The sequence below is a fragment of the Streptomyces sp. NPDC041129 genome, from assembly GCF_055592265.1.
Genome location: NZ_JBVIYV010000003.1, coordinates 270,984 through 286,401, shown reverse-complemented (window position 1 = coordinate 286,401; position 15,418 = coordinate 270,984). Strand labels below are relative to the sequence as shown.

General features: G+C 73.8%; 12 protein-coding genes and 1 pseudogene. 10 read left to right on the top strand and 3 right to left on the bottom strand.

Going from position 1 to position 15,418, the window contains the following annotated elements:
• Positions 1–23: 23 nt before the first annotated feature.
• The 5 genes from ACZ6B1_RS14085 to ACZ6B1_RS14065 all read left to right on the top strand — a co-directional run bounded on the left by ACZ6B1_RS14085 (position 24) and on the right by ACZ6B1_RS14065 (position 5,377).
• Positions 24–719, top strand: a complete 696-nt coding sequence (locus ACZ6B1_RS14085) for a phosphatase PAP2 family protein (RefSeq protein ID WP_468778009.1) — start codon at positions 24–26, stop codon at positions 717–719.
• Positions 720–729: 10 nt separating this feature from the next.
• The gene (locus ACZ6B1_RS14080) at positions 730–1,419 is read left to right on the top strand and encodes an HAD family hydrolase (RefSeq protein WP_468778008.1); all 690 of its coding nucleotides are present in this window, start codon (positions 730–732) and stop codon (positions 1,417–1,419) included.
• Between the two features lie 170 nt (positions 1,420–1,589).
• A complete protein-coding gene (locus ACZ6B1_RS14075) occupies positions 1,590–2,282 on the top strand; it encodes a TetR/AcrR family transcriptional regulator (protein ID WP_468778007.1) in 693 nt (230 codons plus the stop codon).
• Positions 2,283–2,500: 218 nt separating this feature from the next.
• Complete coding sequence (locus ACZ6B1_RS14070; RefSeq protein WP_468778006.1) at positions 2,501–3,841, top strand: FAD-dependent oxidoreductase; 1,341 nt, start codon at positions 2,501–2,503, stop codon at positions 3,839–3,841.
• A 129-nt stretch (positions 3,842–3,970) separates the two neighbouring features.
• Entirely contained in the window at positions 3,971–5,377 is a 1,407-nt protein-coding gene (locus ACZ6B1_RS14065; RefSeq protein WP_468778005.1) for a nucleobase:cation symporter-2 family protein, read from the top strand.
• Positions 5,378–5,420: 43 nt separating this feature from the next.
• On the opposite strand, the pseudogene ACZ6B1_RS14060 reads toward ACZ6B1_RS14065, so the two are convergent.
• Positions 5,421–6,536, bottom strand: a pseudogene (locus ACZ6B1_RS14060) (SGNH/GDSL hydrolase family protein); the annotation flags it as partial.
• A 163-nt stretch (positions 6,537–6,699) separates the two neighbouring features.
• On the opposite strand from ACZ6B1_RS14060, the gene ACZ6B1_RS14055 reads away from it, so the two are divergent.
• Together ACZ6B1_RS14055 and ACZ6B1_RS14050 are read left to right on the top strand one after the other, a co-directional pair.
• On the top strand, positions 6,700–7,653 hold the full coding sequence (locus tag ACZ6B1_RS14055) for a pectate lyase family protein (RefSeq protein ID WP_468778004.1): 954 nt from the start codon (positions 6,700–6,702) through the stop codon (positions 7,651–7,653).
• Positions 7,654–7,682: 29 nt separating this feature from the next.
• Positions 7,683–8,486: a pectate lyase gene (locus ACZ6B1_RS14050; protein ID WP_468778003.1), complete on the top strand. Its 804-nt coding sequence runs from the start codon at positions 7,683–7,685 to the stop codon at positions 8,484–8,486.
• Between the two features lie 67 nt (positions 8,487–8,553).
• Here the strand turns inward: ACZ6B1_RS14050 and ACZ6B1_RS14045 are convergent, their stop codons facing one another.
• Entirely contained in the window at positions 8,554–9,312 is a 759-nt protein-coding gene (locus ACZ6B1_RS14045; protein WP_468778002.1) for a PaaX family transcriptional regulator C-terminal domain-containing protein, read from the bottom strand.
• 70 nt (positions 9,313–9,382) lie between these two features.
• Between ACZ6B1_RS14045 and ACZ6B1_RS14040 the strand changes: the two genes are divergently transcribed.
• Entirely contained in the window at positions 9,383–11,044 is a 1,662-nt protein-coding gene (locus ACZ6B1_RS14040; protein WP_468778001.1) for a DNA alkylation response protein, read from the top strand.
• A 145-nt stretch (positions 11,045–11,189) separates the two neighbouring features.
• Positions 11,190–13,172, top strand: coding sequence for a HEAT repeat domain-containing protein (locus ACZ6B1_RS14035; protein ID WP_468778000.1), 1,983 nt, complete (start codon positions 11,190–11,192; stop codon positions 13,170–13,172).
• A 243-nt stretch (positions 13,173–13,415) separates the two neighbouring features.
• Here ACZ6B1_RS14035 and ACZ6B1_RS14030 read toward each other — a convergent pair whose 3' ends face one another.
• The gene (locus ACZ6B1_RS14030) at positions 13,416–14,003 is read right to left on the bottom strand and encodes an Rv1733c family protein (protein WP_468777999.1); all 588 of its coding nucleotides are present in this window, start codon (positions 14,001–14,003) and stop codon (positions 13,416–13,418) included.
• 273 nt (positions 14,004–14,276) lie between these two features.
• On the opposite strand from ACZ6B1_RS14030, the gene ACZ6B1_RS14025 reads away from it, so the two are divergent.
• Entirely contained in the window at positions 14,277–15,362 is a 1,086-nt protein-coding gene (locus ACZ6B1_RS14025) for a WD40/YVTN/BNR-like repeat-containing protein (protein ID WP_468777998.1), read from the top strand.
• The last annotated feature ends 56 nt before the right edge of the window (positions 15,363–15,418 follow it).

Here is a 15,418-nt window from a genome sequence, read left to right as displayed (position 1 = left end):
GCCTCGTCGACGAAGATCGCAGCATGCGCCGACAGCCGATCGGTTCCCCGCCCCGCACACCGCCCCACCGCACCGCGGCCCGCGCGGCCGCCGTCCTCGCCGTCTGCTGCGCGCTGCTGCTGGCGGTCGTCGTGCTGCGGTGGCGTCCGCTGCTCGTCCTGGACGGCGACATCTCCGTCGCCACCCACCGCTGGGCGGTGAGCGATCACGGTCTCACGCACGCCTTCCGCGTCCTCACGGACTGGGTCTGGGATCCGCTGACCATGCGCCTGGTGTGCGCCGCCGCGGCGGTGTGGCTCGTGTGGCGCCGCGCGGCCCGGTGGACGGCGCTGTGGCTGGCGGTCGCCGTGGCGCTGGCCACGATCCTGCAGCAGGGAGTGAAGACGGCCGTCGGCCGGCCCCGGCCGGCCTGGCCCGACCCCGTCGACCGCGCGCACTACGCGGCCTTCCCCTCCGGCCACGCCATGACGGCCACCGTCGTCTGCGGACTCCTGCTGTGGCTGCTGCACCGCCGCGGCGCCGGCCGGGCCCTGTGGCGCACGGCCGTCGCCGTGGCCGTCGTCTCGGTGGCCGGTGTGGGTCTGACCCGGGTGTGGCTGGGCGTCCACTGGCCCTCCGACGTGCTGGGCGGCTGGCTGCTGGGAGCGCTGGTGGTGGCGGTCGCCGTGGCGGTGTACGAGTGGCCGAGGGGCGGCCACAGGGGCCCGACTCCCAGGTAGGGTCCGGCGCATGGCTGCCGTGCTCTTCGATTTCTCCGGGACCCTGTTCCGTATCGAGTCCACCGAGTCCTGGCTGCGTGCCGCGCTGAACGAGGCCGGACTCGCGCTCACCGGATCCGAAATCGCAGAGGCCGCCGCCGCGTTGGAGGCGGCGGGCGCGCTGCCGGGCGGGGCGGACCCGGTCGAGGTGCCGGAGGAACTGGCGGGGCTGTGGGCCGTCCGGGACCGGAGTGCCGAGCAGCACCGGGCCGCCTACACCGGGCTGTCCCGGCTCGTGCCGCTGCCCGGCCCCGAGCTGCACGACGCGCTGTACGAGCGGCACATGTCCCCCGCCGCCTGGGCGCCGTACAGGGACGCCGCCGACGTGCTGCGCACGCTGCGCGAACGCGGGGTCGGCGTGGGCGTGGTCAGCAACATCGGCTGGGACCTGCGCCCGGTCTTCCGCGAGCACGGCCTCGACGCGTACGTGGACGCCTATGTGCTGTCGTACGAACACGGCGTGCAGAAGCCGGACCCGCGGCTCTTCTCGGCGGCCTGCGAGGAACTGGACGCCGATCCGCGTCAGGTACTGATGGTCGGGGACAACAGAACGGCGGACGGTGGCGCGGCGGCGCTGGGCTGCCGGGTGCACTTCGTGGACCACCTGCCGGTGGAACAGCGCCCGGACGCGCTGCTGCGGGTCCTTGACCTGGTCGGCTGACCGGGCCCCGGATCCCGGCGCCGCCCGTGACGGCGTGTTCACGCCGTCCGTCTGAGACGATCCCCCGCGTCGCCCCAGACGGACGGCAGCTCCGAACAGACTCCGCGCACGGCGGAGCCCCTGCGTCCGAGTATAGTTGGCTGGCAGCCAGTCAACGCAGGAGTTACAGGATGTCCCCGCGCAGCGCCTCGGTCAATGAAGAGTTGCGGCGGCGTTCCCGCGAGCGACTGCTGCAGGCCGCGGTCGAACTGGTCGACGAGCACGGGTTCGAGGCCACCACGCTGGCCGACATCGCGGACCGGGCGGGTTCGGCGCGCGGACTGGTGTCGTACTACTTCCCCGGCAAGCGCCAGCTCGTGCAGTCGGCCGTGCACCGGCTGATGCACCGCACGCTGGAGGAGGCGCTGGAGCGGGAGCCGCGGACCGAGGACGGCCGCGAACGCCTCGCCCGGGCCGTCGACGCGATCCTGGGCCTCGCACACGACCGACCGGTGCTCATGCGGCAGCACATGGCGGGACTGCTCCAGGCCGAGGGCTTCGTGCAGTGCCCCGAGCAGCGGCGACTGTCCGAACTGCTGAGCGACACGGTCGCCCGGTACGGCTCGGCGGACGTGACGGCCGACTACCCGATGCTGCGGGCCACGCTGATGGGCGCGGTGTTCGCGGCCCTGGTGCCCGGGGTGCCGATGCCGGTCCCGGCACTGCGGGCAGAGCTGTTCAGGCGGTACCGGCTCGACTGGGAGCTGGGCACACCCCCGGGCAGCGGCACGGACGCCGCGGCGGCCCCTTGCCAGGACCTGTCGCGCTTCTTCTCGACCGGGGAACGGGCCGAGCACACGGCACCCGGGAAGCCGGCCGAGTAGGCGCCACCCCGGGAAGCCGGCCGAGTAGGCGGCACCCCGGGAAGCCGGTCGCGCGGGCGGTCACCCCGGGAAGCCGGCCGAGCGGGCGCGCCCCCGGAGCCTGTGCGGGGTGCGGACCCGCGACCGGGTCACCCTCCCGGCCCCTGCCGCCCCGGCCCGGGCGGTGCCATGCTGGAGCCGTCCGCACACTCATCTCCTTCCGGGCAAGGAGTACCGCCGTGCTGCGTGTCGCCGTCGTCGGTTCCGGGCCGAGCGGGTGCTACACCGCCCAGAACCTGGTCCAGCTCGATCCCGAGGTCCACGTGGACGTGCTGGACCGGCTGCCGTGCCCCTTCGGCCTGGTGCGATACGGCGTCGCCCCCGACCACGAGAAGATCAAGTCTTTGCAGGGCAGCCTGCGCGCGGTGCTGGAGCACGACCGGGTCCGGTTCGTCGGCGGGGTCCGGGTGGGCGGCCCGCGCGGACTGCCCGTGGAGCGGCTGCGGGAGCTGTACGACGCGGTGGTGTACTGCGTGGGCGCCGCGGCGGACCGCCGGCTGGGCATCCCCGGCGAGGAGCTGCCGGGGAGCTGGTCGGCGACCGAGTTCGTGTCCTGGTACAGCGCCCATCCGGACGCGGCCGACGCCGGGTTCGTGCGCGGGGTGCGGTCGGCCGTGGTCATCGGGGTGGGCAACGTGGCCGTGGACGTGACCCGGATGCTGGCGCGGGGCCCCGGCGAGCTGCGTCCGACGGACATGCCGCAGGGGGCGCTGGACGCGCTGACGGCGAGCGGGGTCACCGAGGTCCACATGGTCGGCCGGCGCGGCCCCTCGCAGGCCCGTTTCACCACCAAGGAGCTGCGCGAGCTGGGCGGCCTGCCCGGCACCGAGGTGTCGGTGGACGCGGACGAGCTGGCACTGGACCCCGGGTGCGCCGACCCGGCGGCCCTGCCGGCCGTACAGCGCCGCAACGTGGAGGCGCTGCGCGGGTGGGCGGCGGACCGGTCCGGCCGGGCCGTCCGCCGGATCCGGCTGCGGTTCTTCCTGCGGCCGGTTGAACTGCTGGAGCGGGACGGCCGGGTGGGTGCCGTGCGCTTCGAACGGACCGCGCCCGACGGCCACGGCGGCGTGACGGGCACGGGCAGGTTCGAGACCGTGGTGGCCCAGTTGGTGCTGCGGTCGGTCGGCTACCGCGGAGTGCCGCTGGAGGGGCTGCCGTTCGACGCGGCGAGCGGCACCGTGCCGCACCGGCAGGGCCGGGTGCTGCGCGAGGGCGCCACCTCACCGGGCGAGTACGTCGCCGGATGGATCAAACGCGGTCCGACGGGGGTCATCGGCACCAACCGGCCGTGCGCCAAGGAGACGGTCACCTCCCTGCTCACCGACGCGCCCGCACTCGTACGAGACCGGACGCCCGACGACCCGCTCCCGGCGCTGCGGGCGGCCGGGATCGAGCCGGTGCCATGGGCCGGCTGGCTGGCCATCGAGCGCGCCGAGGCGGAGCTGGGCGCGCGGCTGGGGCGGGGCGTGGTCAAACTGGCCGACTGGGACGCCCTGCTGACGGCGGCCCGCGGCGCGTAGCGGAGTCGACGGCGCCCAGGCGGGCATGACACACACCGGCAACACCACAGAAATCAACAAACTGTTCAAGGCCTTTACGGTCTCGTGCTGTCCGGATGCCACTCCCCCACCCGCCGCTCTGGAGTCCCCATGTCCACGACCGCAGACATACACCCCGTCGACGAGATACCACCGGCGCGGCAGCTCGCTGCCTTCGGCCTGCAGCATGTGCTCGCGATGTACGCGGGTGCCGTCGCGGTACCGCTGATCGTGGGTGGCGCGATGAAGCTGTCACCCGCCGACCTGGCCTATCTGATCACCGCCGACCTGCTGGTGTGCGGCATCGCCACACTGATCCAGTGCGTCGGCTGCTGGCGGTTCGGGGTGCGGCTGCCGATCATGCAGGGCTGTACGTTCGCGGCCGTGTCGCCGATGGTGCTCATCGGGACGACGGGCGGCGGACTGCCCGCCATCTACGGCTCGGTGATCGTCGCGGGTCTGGCGATCATGCTGCTCGCGCCGGTCTTCGGGCGGCTGCTGCGTTTCTTCCCGCCGCTGGTCACCGGGACGGTGATCCTGATCATCGGCCTGTCGCTGCTCCCGGTCGCGGGCAACTGGGCCGCCGGCGGCGCCGGCGCGAAGGACTTCGGCGAACCAAGGAACCTGGCGCTGGCCGCCTTCGTGCTCGCGGTGGTGCTGGCCGTGCAGCGGTTCGCGCCCGCGTTCCTCAGCCGGATCGCCGTCCTCACCGGCATCGTCGTGGGCCTGGCGGTGGCCGTGCCCCTCGGGTTCACCGACTTCGGCGGCGTCGGCGACGCGGACTGGGTGGGCATCAGCACCCCGTTCCACTTCGGGGCACCGGAGTTCAGGGCGTCGGCGATCGTGTCCATGCTGGTGGTGGCGCTGGTGACGATGACGGAGACGACCGGTGACCTGATCGCGGTCGGTGAGCTGACGGAGCGACGGGTGGAGCCGCGCTCCCTGGCCGACGGACTGCGCGCGGACGGTCTGTCGACCGTCCTCGGTGGTGTGTTCAACACCTTTCCGTACACGGCGTACGCGCAGAACGTGGGGCTGGTCGGGATGACCCGGGTGCGCAGCCGGTGGGTGGTCGCGGCGGCCGGCGGCATCCTCGTGCTGCTCGGTCTGCTGCCCAAGCTGGGAGCGGTGGTCGCGGCGATTCCCGCGCCGGTGCTCGGCGGGGCGGGCCTGGTGATGTTCGGCAGCGTCGCGGCGAGCGGCCTGCGGACGCTGGCCCGGGTCGACTTCAGGGGCAATGACAACCTGACGGTGGTGGCGGTGTCGGTGGCGGTCGGCATGCTGCCGGTGGGTGTGCCCACGGTCTACGCGAAGTTCCCCGACTGGTTCCAGACGGTGATGAACAGCGGCATCAGTGCGGGCTGCCTGACGGCGATCGTCCTGAACCTCCTGTTCAACCACCTTCCTGATCGGGCCGGTTCGGCGGCCGGAACGACCGAGGACGGGGCCGGTGCCGGGGCACTGCGGGCCGGAGGCGGCGAGGAGGGAGCCGGGCGAAAGGCCCCCGGTGCGGGGTGAGCCGGTGACCCGGTCGGCGGCACCCTCTGGGCCACCGCCCGGGTCACTTCCCGTGGAACAGCCCCGTGGGCACCGCTTCCGCCAGCACCCCGTACCCCGTCGGGTTGAGATGCAGCCAGTCTCCGTCGTGGAGGGCCGGGAGCAGCAGCGCCGGGCGGGCCGGGTCCCGTACCGCGCGGTCGAAGTCGATCACCGAGTCGAAGTGGCCCGGCGTGCGGATCCAGGCGTTGACGCGCTGCCGGGACGCCTCGCGTTCGCCCACCGTGTCGTCGTAGAGCGTGTTGCCGCCGAACGGCGTCAGGGTCGCGCCGTAGACGCGGATGCCCTGGGCGTGGGCGCGGACCACGATCCGCTCGCACCCGGCGATCAGGTCGTCGGTGACGGCGCGCTGGGCTTCGGGGGCGGCGTCGGCGGTTCCGATGTCGTTCACGCCCTCGAAGAGGATCAACCAGGAGACCCCGCTGCGGGACAGGACGTCCCGGTCCAGCCGGGCGAGCACGTTGGGGCCGAGTCCGTCGGCGAGCACGCGGTTGCCCCCGGCGGCCTGGTTCAGCACGGCGACTTCGGCGGTGGCGGTGCGGGCGCGCAGCCGGTCGGCGAGCCGGTCCGGCCGGCGGTCGTTGCCGTTGGTCGTGGAACCGCGGCCGTCGGTGAGCGAGTCGCCCACCACGGCCACCGCCGCCCGGCCGGGTGACAGCACCTCGACATCGCTCAGCAGGTACCAGTGGTTCACCGCGGTAGCGTCCGGCAGGTCCTGGTCCCGGGTGTGGTCGCCGTGCTGGAGGTACGAGGTGGTGCGCGACCCCGGGTGCGAGGTCAGCGCGAGCGACGGCTGGCCCTGGGCGGTGTACGCCGTCACGGTCAGGTCGGATCCGGGGCACAGGACGAAGTCGACCGGGTCCGAGACCAGTTGGGCACCAGCCGGGACCGTCGCGGTGTCCCGTCCGGCGAAGGTCACCCGGCGCAGGCTGCCGGGTTCGATCGCGCGGGCCCCGGCCCGGCCGCCCTCGGGCGGCGCCACGGTCACCGCGGTCAGCGGCAGCGGGGTGTCGCCGTGGGCGTTGGAGAACCGCAGCCGCAGGTGCCGGCCGCCGATGGTGACGTGGACGGTCTGCCGCAGCGTGGTGTCGATTCGGGGTGACCGAAAACCGATCGCGGGAGGCGTTGACCAGAAAGCGCTTACCCCTTACGTTCCCGTTCATCAACGTGACCCACTGACCCCCGGCTGGGGTCAGGAGGCCATGAAATCTCCCATGCGCGTTCCACATCGCGTACGTCATTCACGTACACAACCCGACCCCCACTCGAAGGGACGCACCCGCATGCGAAAGCGACACCTCCCCGGAACGGCGGCCACCGTGGCCCTCACGGCCGCGACCGTGCTCGCACTGCCCCAGGCGGCCGGCGCCGCCGACACCGCCGCCGTCGGATTCGGCGCCGGCACCACGGGCGGCGGCGCCGCCTCGGCGGTGACCGTCTCCACGTCCGACGCCTTCAAGGCGGCCGTCGCCGGCGGTTCGGCGAAGGTGGTGAAGGTGAACGGCCTGATCTCGCTGAGCGGTCAGATCGACATCGGCTCCAACACCACGGTCCTGGGCGTCGGTTCGTCCTCCGGATTCACCGGCGGCGGACTGCGCCTGAAGAAGGTCACCAACGTCGTCGTCCGCAACCTCAGCCTCAGCAAGGCCGTCAAGACCGACGCGATCACGGTGCAGGCCTCGACGAAGGTGTGGATCGACCACAACACCCTCTCCTCGGACCGTGACCACGGCAAGGACTACTACGACGGCCTCGTCGACATCACCCACGGGTCCGACTACGTGACCGTCTCCTGGAACACCTTCAAGGACCACTACAAGGGCTCGCTCGTCGGCCACAGTGACAGCAACGCGAGCGAGGACACCGGGCACCTGCGGGTGACGTACCACCACAACTGGTTCGACAACGTCAACTCCCGCATTCCGAGCCTGCGTTTCGGCACCGGGCACTTCTATGACAACTACGTCGTCGGCGCCGAGACCGCCGTGCACTCGCGGATGGGCGCACAGATGCTGGTCGAGAACAACGTCTTCCGCGACACCGGGGTCGCCGTCACCACCAGCCGGGACAGCGACGTGGACGGTTACGCCAACCTGCGCGGCAACGACCTCGGCGGAGCCGCGACCGAGATCTCCCGGACCGGCACCTTCACCAGCCCGCCGTACGGCTACACCGCCGAGCCCGCGTCCGGTGTCGTCGCCTCGGTGACGGCCGGCGCCGGCGCCGGAAAGATCTGACCCCCCACTCGGAGGAAGGCATTCGAAACATGACCTCAACGGCACTCACGCGAGCGGGATCGGGCCGCGCACCACTGGGCGGACTCGCCGCCCTCGGCCTCTCGATTGGCATGATCATGACCAATGGGGGGACCGCGGACGCCGCGACCTGGCCCTCGGCCAACGGCAGTCAGGCGGTGACGTCCACCATCTCGGTCTCCGGGACCAAGGACTACGGGATGAAGCGCCTGTACGGCTCCGGGGACCTGGGTACCGGCAGCCAGGACGAGGACCAGGGGCCCATCCTGGAACTCGCTCCCGGCGCGGTGGTCAAGAACGTCATCATCGGCTCACCCGCCGCGGACGGCATCCACTGCCTGGGCAGTTGCACCCTGCAGAACGTCTGGTGGGAGGACGTCGGCGAGGACGCGGCCACGTTCCTCGGCTCGTCGTCCTCCAACGTCTACTCCGTCAGCGGCGGCGGGGCGAAGGAGGCCGGCGACAAGGTGTTCCAGTTCAACGGCGCCGGGACGCTGAACGTCTCGAACTTCGCCGTGCGGAACTTCGGCACCTTCGCCCGCTCGTGCGGCAACTGCAAGACGCAGTACAAGCGCACGATCAACCTCGATTCCGTCGAGGCGACGTACAAGGGCGGCAAGCTCGTCGGCATCAACACCAACTACGGCGACAGCGCGACCCTGAGGAACATCACCATCGTCGGCGACAGCAGCAAGAAGATCGTCCCGTGCCAGAAGTACATCGGCAACAACACGGGCAAGGAGCCGTCGACGAACGGCTCGGGCGCCGACGGCACGTACTGCAAGTACTCGTCCTCGGACATCACCTACAAGTGAGCGCCCGACGGGCGTGAAGGGCCGCCGTCCCGCCGGGGCGGCGGCCCCCGCACCTGCGGAAGCGGAACTATCGCACGCGACCCCGCGGCCCCAGAGAGGCGGACAGCTCTTCCTGGTAGTCCGCGTAAGCGGTGCGCAGGGCCTCCCCCGGCCAGTCGGCGGGCAGCAGGCCGGCCGGCAGGACGGGATCGGTGAGCAGGTGGCGCACGGCCGCCGCGAAGGCGGTGAGGCGGTCGGCCGGCCGGCGGGCCGCGGCCGCGTGGGCGAGCAGGGTGCGCGCGGTGGCGGCCCACACATCCAGCGGCCACAGCCGGGCGGCCAGGTCGTGCGGGTCGCCGTCGGGGCGCGCGGTGTACGACAGCGTCACGCGCGTGAGGCCCACGGGCAGCGGCCTGCCGAGGTTGGCGGGGCGCAGCCACACGCCCTCGCGGAGCTCGGCCAGGCGCAGGTCGGTCAGGCGGGTGCGCAGCTCGGCCCGCTCAGCGGGACCGCGGCCCGTCGCCGTGATCACCAGCATCTCCCAGTCGCCGTGCCACGCGCGCGTGCCGGGGCGCAGCGCCTCGTCTTGGCGGCGCTGGCGGGCCAGCAGCCGGTCGCTGAGCCGGTAGACGGCGTCCGTGCGCCTTAGGTCGCCCGCCGCCACCATCCGGCTGAGCGCGGCCCGCAGGGTGGAGCCGCCCACGCCGAACGGTTCCACCAGTCCGACCAGGTCCTTCACCGGCATCTCGGGCGGGTGCGCGCCCAGGAGCAGGCTCAGCACGACCGACCGCGCGGACAGCGGCCGCAACGCGGCTCCGCCCGGCTCGGCTGACACGTTCATGCGCATGGGCACACACTGTACGGAGACTTCTTGTTGCATCATTGCTACAGCCGCACGGAGAGTGCAACATGACTCCATGGTCTCGATATCCGCGCAGCCGCAGTCGCAGTACGCCACCCACGACGTCACCAACCAGGCCCCGCCCCTGGCCCCGTACGACGCATCGGAGGACCGGGCCCTGCTGGAGGGCCTGCGCCGCGAGGGCGCCGGCTGGGCCGAGGACGGCCTGAGGCGGCTGGGGCGGCGGGCCGGCAGCGCGGAGGCCCAGGAGTGGGGCGAGCTGGCCAATCTGCACGAGCCGGAACTGCGCACCCACGACCGCTACGGCCACCGGGTCGACGAGGTCGAGTTCCACCCCAGCTGGCACCACCTGATGCGGACGGCGGTCGCCGAGGGCCTGGCGGGCGCCCCCTGGGCGGACGACCGCACCGGCGCCCACGTGGCCCGCACGGCGGGCGGCCTGGTGTGGGGGCACACGGAGGCCGGGCACGGCTGCCCGACCTCGATGACGTACGCCGCCGTGCCCGCGCTGCGCGCCCAGCCCGACCTCGCCAAGGTCTACGAGCCGCTGCTGACCAGCCGCGAGTACGAGCCGGGGCTGCGCGTCCCGACCGAGAAGCCCGGGCTGCTCGCCGGAATGGGCATGACCGAGAAGCAGGGCGGTTCCGACGTCCGCACCAACACCACCGTGGCGACGCCCACCGGGGAGGCGGGGGTCTACACGCTGCGCGGGCACAAGTGGTTCACCTCGGCGCCCATGTGCGACGTCTTCCTGGTGCTCGCGCAGGCTCCCGGCGGCCTGTCGTGCTTCCTGGTGCCGCGCGTGCTGCCGGACGGCAGCCGGAACACGTTCCGCATCCAGCGGCTGAAGGACAAGCTCGGCAACCGGTCCAACGCGTCCTCCGAGCCGGAGTTCGACCGGACGGTGGCCTGGCTGGTCGGGCCGGAGGGCCGGGGGGTCAAGACGATCATCGAGATGGTCAACTGCACCCGGCTGGACTGCGTGATGTCCTCGGCGACCCTGATGCGCAAGACGCTCGTCGAGGCGGGCCATCACACGCGTCACCGCAGCGCGTTCGGCGCCCGGCTGATCGAGCAGCCGCTGATGCGCAACGTGCTGGCCGACCTCGCGCTGGAGTCGGAGGCGGCGACCACGCTCACGCTGCGGCTGGCCGGCGCCGCGGACCGGTCGGTACGCGGGGACGCCGGGGAGCGGGCCTTCCGGCGGATCGCCACCGCCGTGGGCAAGTACTGGGTCACCAAGCGGGGCCCGGCGTTCACCGCGGAGGCCCTGGAGTGCCTGGGCGGCAACGGGTACGTCGAGGAGTCCGGGATGCCCCGCCACTACCGGGAGGCCCCGCTGCTGTCCATCTGGGAGGGCTCGGGCAACGTCAACGCGCTCGACGTGCTGCGCGCCCTGGGACGGGAACCGGACACCGCCGAGGCCCTGTTCGGCGAACTCGCACTGGCACGCGGTGCGGACGCCCGGCTGGACGCCGCCGTGGCCGGGCTGAGGACGCAGTTGGCCGGAACCGAGCAGGCGGGTGCCCGCCGGCTGGTCGAGCGGATGGCGCTCGCGCTGCAGGCGTCCCTGCTGGTCCGGCACGCCCCGCACCCGGTGGCGGACGCCTTCTGCGCGACCCGGCTGGGCGGCGACTGGGGACACTCGTTCGGCACGCTGCCCGCCGGGACCGGCCTGGACGCGATCCTGGAGCGGGCCCTGCCCGACGCGGGCTAGCCCCTCCCGGGCGAGAGCCTCGGCCTCCCGCAGCGTGGCCGGTGACAGCCGACGGATCGCACACAGTCAGCGCATGCTCGCGCTTCGTTGTCAGTGCCGTGGTGCAGACTCGCGATCAGGTGCCACTCGTCAGGGGGAGGGGATCGTGTTCACCGGGATCGACGAGGTCGACTGGGCCTCGCTGCGGCACGCGTACGGCAGCGCACAGGACGTGCCCGGATGGCTGCGCGGCCTGGCGTCCGCGGACGCCGCCGAACGGCAGACCGCGCTGGACGGCATGTACGGCACGGTGCACCACGAGGGGAACGTGTACGACTCGACGCTTGCCTGCGTCCCCTTCCTGTTCTCGCTCGCGGCCCGCGAGGCGGTGCCGGAGCGGGGCTGCATCGTGGAACTGCTGGTCAGCATCGGGGCGGAGAGCGGGGACGCACGCGCGCGCGAGGCGGTCCGGGCGGACGGCGAGGTGTTCGTGTCGCTGCTCGGGGATCCGGACCCGGGGGTGCGGCGGGCCGCGGCAGGCGCGGTCGTCCGGTTCGTCGGCGACCCGGCGCGCGTGCTGGGGCTGCTGCGGCAGCGGATACCCGTCGAGCGGGACGGCCGGGTGCTGCTCGCCCTCACCGAGGCCGTCGGTGTGTTCGTGCGCCGGTACCCGGCGCGGGCCGCCGCGGTGGACCTGCTGGCCGCGCAGAGCGCCCCGCCGCACGACCCCGGGCTGCGTCTCGCGGCGCTCGGCCAGCTCGCCCTCGGTGCCCCCGGCCGGCTCCCCGCCGACCTCGTGCCGACGGCCGTCCGGCTGCTGCGGGAGCGGTCCGCCCGCCGCGCCCGCGTCCCGGACCGCTCCGCCAACGACACTCTGGTGGGCCGATTACGGCGGCTGCGCCCCTCGGACGAGGAGGGCGCCCGGCTGCTGCGCACGCTGCACACCGCGCTCGGCGACCGGACCGGTGACCGCATCACCCTGCTGACCGGGCAGTTGACCAGCCCCGACCCGGTCGACCGGGGCAACGCCGTATGGATGGCGGCGGTGCTCTTCCGCGGCTGGCGGGCCCGCTTCGCCGGGCCGGTGGCCCTGGTCGGCAGTCAACTGGGCGCGGACGAAGAGTGGTTGCGGGACGCGGCGGTCTCCGTCCTGTCGGAGCTGTTCGGGCTGGCCGCTCCCGCGGCGGACGCCCTGCACGCGCTGGTGTCCTCCCGGCCCGATCTGTGGACCCACCGCTGGGAGCGCGGCTCGCCCACCGTGGGCGGCGCCCTCAAGGCCCTTGCCCGCAGCGGCGATCCGCGGGCGGTCCCGGTGCTGGCCCAGGTGCTGGCCGGCCCGGTCGTGCCCGGCGGTCTGGGGGACGAGATCGCGCACCTGGGCCCGGCCGCCGCTCCCCTCGCCCCCGTGCTGCGGCACCGGCTGGGGCGGATTCCGCTGGAATCGCCGGCCGTGGACTCCCGGGCCGCGCCGCTGCTGACGGCGCTCAGGGCCATCGGGGACCTGGACGCGGTGCCGGAGGTGCTGCGGCTGCTGACCGGCGCACCGGACGGCCTCGGGGCGCGGGACAAAGTCGCCGGACAGGCCGTCGGGACACTGGACGCCCTCGGCGCCGCCGCCCGGGCCACACCGGTCCTGCGCGCACTGCTGCACACCCGGCACGCCGCGGCGGCGGCGGGCGCGCTGTGGTCGGCGGACGGTGACGCCCCGGCCGTGCTTCCCGTGCTGGTACGCGAGCTGACACAGGGCGAGCCGGCCGGCCGCCGCCTGGCCGCACGGCAGTTGGCCAGGATGGGCCCGGCGGCCCGTGCGGCCCTGCCGGAGCTCCGCCGGGCGGCGGCATCGGGGCAGGCCGGACAGCGGACCCTCGCCGCGTGCGCACTGTGGCACGTCGGCGGGGACCCGGAACCCGTGCTGCCGGTGCTCCGGGCCGCCTGGTCGGAGAGTCCAGGCGCCCGGGGCCCGATCGCGCGGTGCCTCGCCGCGATGGGCCCGGCGGGCGCGCCGCTCCGGGACCTCGTGATCGCGGAACTGGCCGCCCCACGGCGGCACTCGGCGCGCGCGGGCGGACACGGCCGGGCGATCGCCGAGGACGAGGCGCTGCTGAGGACCTGCGAGGAGGTGCTGTCCGGTCCTTCCGCATTCTCGTGAGCCTCTTTTGGATCACGCGGGACGCCGGGACCCCCGGGGGCCGTGGTGGCGTGCGGGACGCCGGGACCCCCGGGGGCCGTGGTGGCGTGCGGGACGCCGGGACCCCGGGGCCGTGGTGGTGTGCGCGACCCCGGGAGCCGGTGGTCCGTTGTGGTCCGCGGGACGCGAAGCCGTCAGCCGCCGACATGATCCGCGGGACGCTCGGACGCTCCTGGCGGCCGTGTCCCGGCGCGGCCCGGAGCGTCACCACGTCATCCGTCCCCACTGCGGTCCCAGCCGGGTCCACTCCGCGTCCCAGTCGTCCATGCGGCGGCGTTCCAGCCGGCCGCGGAGGGCCAGTTGGCCGGCGAAGGGGACGGCGGCGGCGCTCAGGCCGACCAGGCCGCCCATGAGAACGGCGCGGAAGGTGGCCTCGGAGGCGGTGGCCGGGCGGCTGACGAGGTGACCCTGCGGGTCGGTCCAGACGGTGACCGGGCTGCCGGCCGGGCTGCCCGGCGCGACGCGGGCCTGGCCGGTGTGCACCGAGCCGTCGGCAGCGGCCCAGCGCACCTGTGCCCAGACCCGCTCGCCGCCGGAGGCCTCGGAAGCGGACCTTCCGGGCGCCCGGGCGACGACACGGGCCACGGCGGGCTGCCAGGCGGCGCGCTCCCGGGCCAGCCCGTGCTCCACCGACCGGGCGGCGGCGAGGCCGGCCGCCACTCCCACCAGGACGGTCAGCAGCCAGGCGGCGAGCAGCACCCAGGCCTCCAGCACATCGGCCCGGCGCCGCAGCGGATTGCGCCGCCAGCGCCACAGCCACACCTTGGGACCCCGGAACGCCTTCAAAGGCATCCTCCTCACGAGCGCACCGACAGGCCGGACCGCACTCCCATACGGGCGCGGCCGCCCCGTTGCTCACGACGAACCGTCTCCCCGACGGTCGCACGAGAGCCCCCTTCCGCGCAGGCGCATGGCGCAACGCACCGGCGCCGGTCCGCGCGACGGGCCGACCCCACCGCCGTGACCTGCGGCGACGCCGCTTCCAGGGGTGACTGTCAGTGGTGGGGTGCAGACTGGCCGGTATCTGACGACTACCTGGACAACGACGTCCCGGAGGTGACCGGCATGACCGAGGTCCTGCTCGCCGTGGGTACCCGCAAGGGCCTGTTCATCGGGCGGAGGCGAGGTGGCGGCTGGGAGTTCGACGACACTCCCTACTTCAACGCGCAGGCGGTCTACTCGGTCGCCATCGACACCCGGGGAGACCGTCCCCGGCTGCTGGCGAGCGGCGACAGCGCGCACTGGGGCCCGTCGGTGTTCCACTCCGACGACCTGGGCCGCACCTGGACCGAACCGGCCCGGCCCGCCGTCAAGTTCCCCAAGGACACCGGCGCCTCACTGGAGCGGGTCTGGCAGCTCCACCCGGCCGCCGCCGAGCCAGGCGTGGTGTACGCGGGGACGGAACCGGCCGCGCTGTACCGCTCGGAGGACCGCGGGGAGAGCTTCGAGCTGGTGCGCCCCCTGTGGGAGCACCCGACCCGTTCCCGGTGGGTGCCGGGCGGTGGCGGCGAGGGGCTGCACACGGTGCTCACCGACGCGCGCGACCCGCGGGCGGTGACCGTGGCCGTGTCCACCGCCGGGGTGTTCCGCACCCGGGACGGCGGAGCGAGCTGGGCGCCGTCCAACTCCGGTGTGTCCGCGGTGTTCCTGCCGGACCCGGACCCGGAGTTCGGCCAGTGCGTGCACAAGGTCGCGCGCGACGCGGCCGAACCGGACCGGCTGTACCTGCAGAACCACTGGGGCGTGTACCGCAGCGACGACGCGGGCGGGAAGTGGACCGACATCGGCGCGGGGCTGCCGTCGACGTTCGGCTTCGCGGTGGCCGCCCATCCGCACCGGGGCGGGACGGCGTACGTCTTCCCGATCAACGCCGACGCCGACCGGGTGCCTGCCGAGCGCCGCTGCCGGGTCTTCCGTACGGCCGACGCGGGCGAGAGCTGGGAGCCGCTGTCGAAGGGGCTGCCGTCCGAGGACCACTACGGCACCGTGCTGCGCGACGCGCTCTGCACGGACGACGCCGATCCGGCCGGGGTCTACTTCGGCAACCGCAACGGCGAGGTGTTCGCCTCGGCCGACGACGGCGACACCTGGCGGCAACTGGCCTCCCATCTGCCGGACGTGCTGTGCGTACGGGCCGCCGTGATCGGCTGACACGGGCCGCCCCGTACGGGAGGTGAGGACGGCGGCCGGCCGGCAGGGCGGCGGCC

Coding starts and splice junctions, on each gene's coding strand:
- ACZ6B1_RS14085 (WP_468778009.1), top strand. CDS start 24: ATGCGCCGACAGCCGATCGGTTCCCCGCCCCGCACACCGCCCCACCGC.
- ACZ6B1_RS14080 (WP_468778008.1), top strand. CDS start 730: ATGGCTGCCGTGCTCTTCGATTTCTCCGGGACCCTGTTCCGTATCGAG.
- ACZ6B1_RS14075 (WP_468778007.1), top strand. CDS start 1,590: ATGTCCCCGCGCAGCGCCTCGGTCAATGAAGAGTTGCGGCGGCGTTCC.
- ACZ6B1_RS14065 (WP_468778005.1), top strand. CDS start 3,971: ATGTCCACGACCGCAGACATACACCCCGTCGACGAGATACCACCGGCG.
- ACZ6B1_RS14055 (WP_468778004.1), top strand. CDS start 6,700: ATGCGAAAGCGACACCTCCCCGGAACGGCGGCCACCGTGGCCCTCACG.
- ACZ6B1_RS14050 (WP_468778003.1), top strand. CDS start 7,683: ATGACCTCAACGGCACTCACGCGAGCGGGATCGGGCCGCGCACCACTG.
- ACZ6B1_RS14045 (WP_468778002.1), bottom strand. CDS start 9,312: ATGCGCATGAACGTGTCAGCCGAGCCGGGCGGAGCCGCGTTGCGGCCG.
- ACZ6B1_RS14040 (WP_468778001.1), top strand. CDS start 9,383: ATGGTCTCGATATCCGCGCAGCCGCAGTCGCAGTACGCCACCCACGAC.
- ACZ6B1_RS14030 (WP_468777999.1), bottom strand. CDS start 14,003: ATGCCTTTGAAGGCGTTCCGGGGTCCCAAGGTGTGGCTGTGGCGCTGG.
- ACZ6B1_RS14025 (WP_468777998.1), top strand. CDS start 14,277: ATGACCGAGGTCCTGCTCGCCGTGGGTACCCGCAAGGGCCTGTTCATC.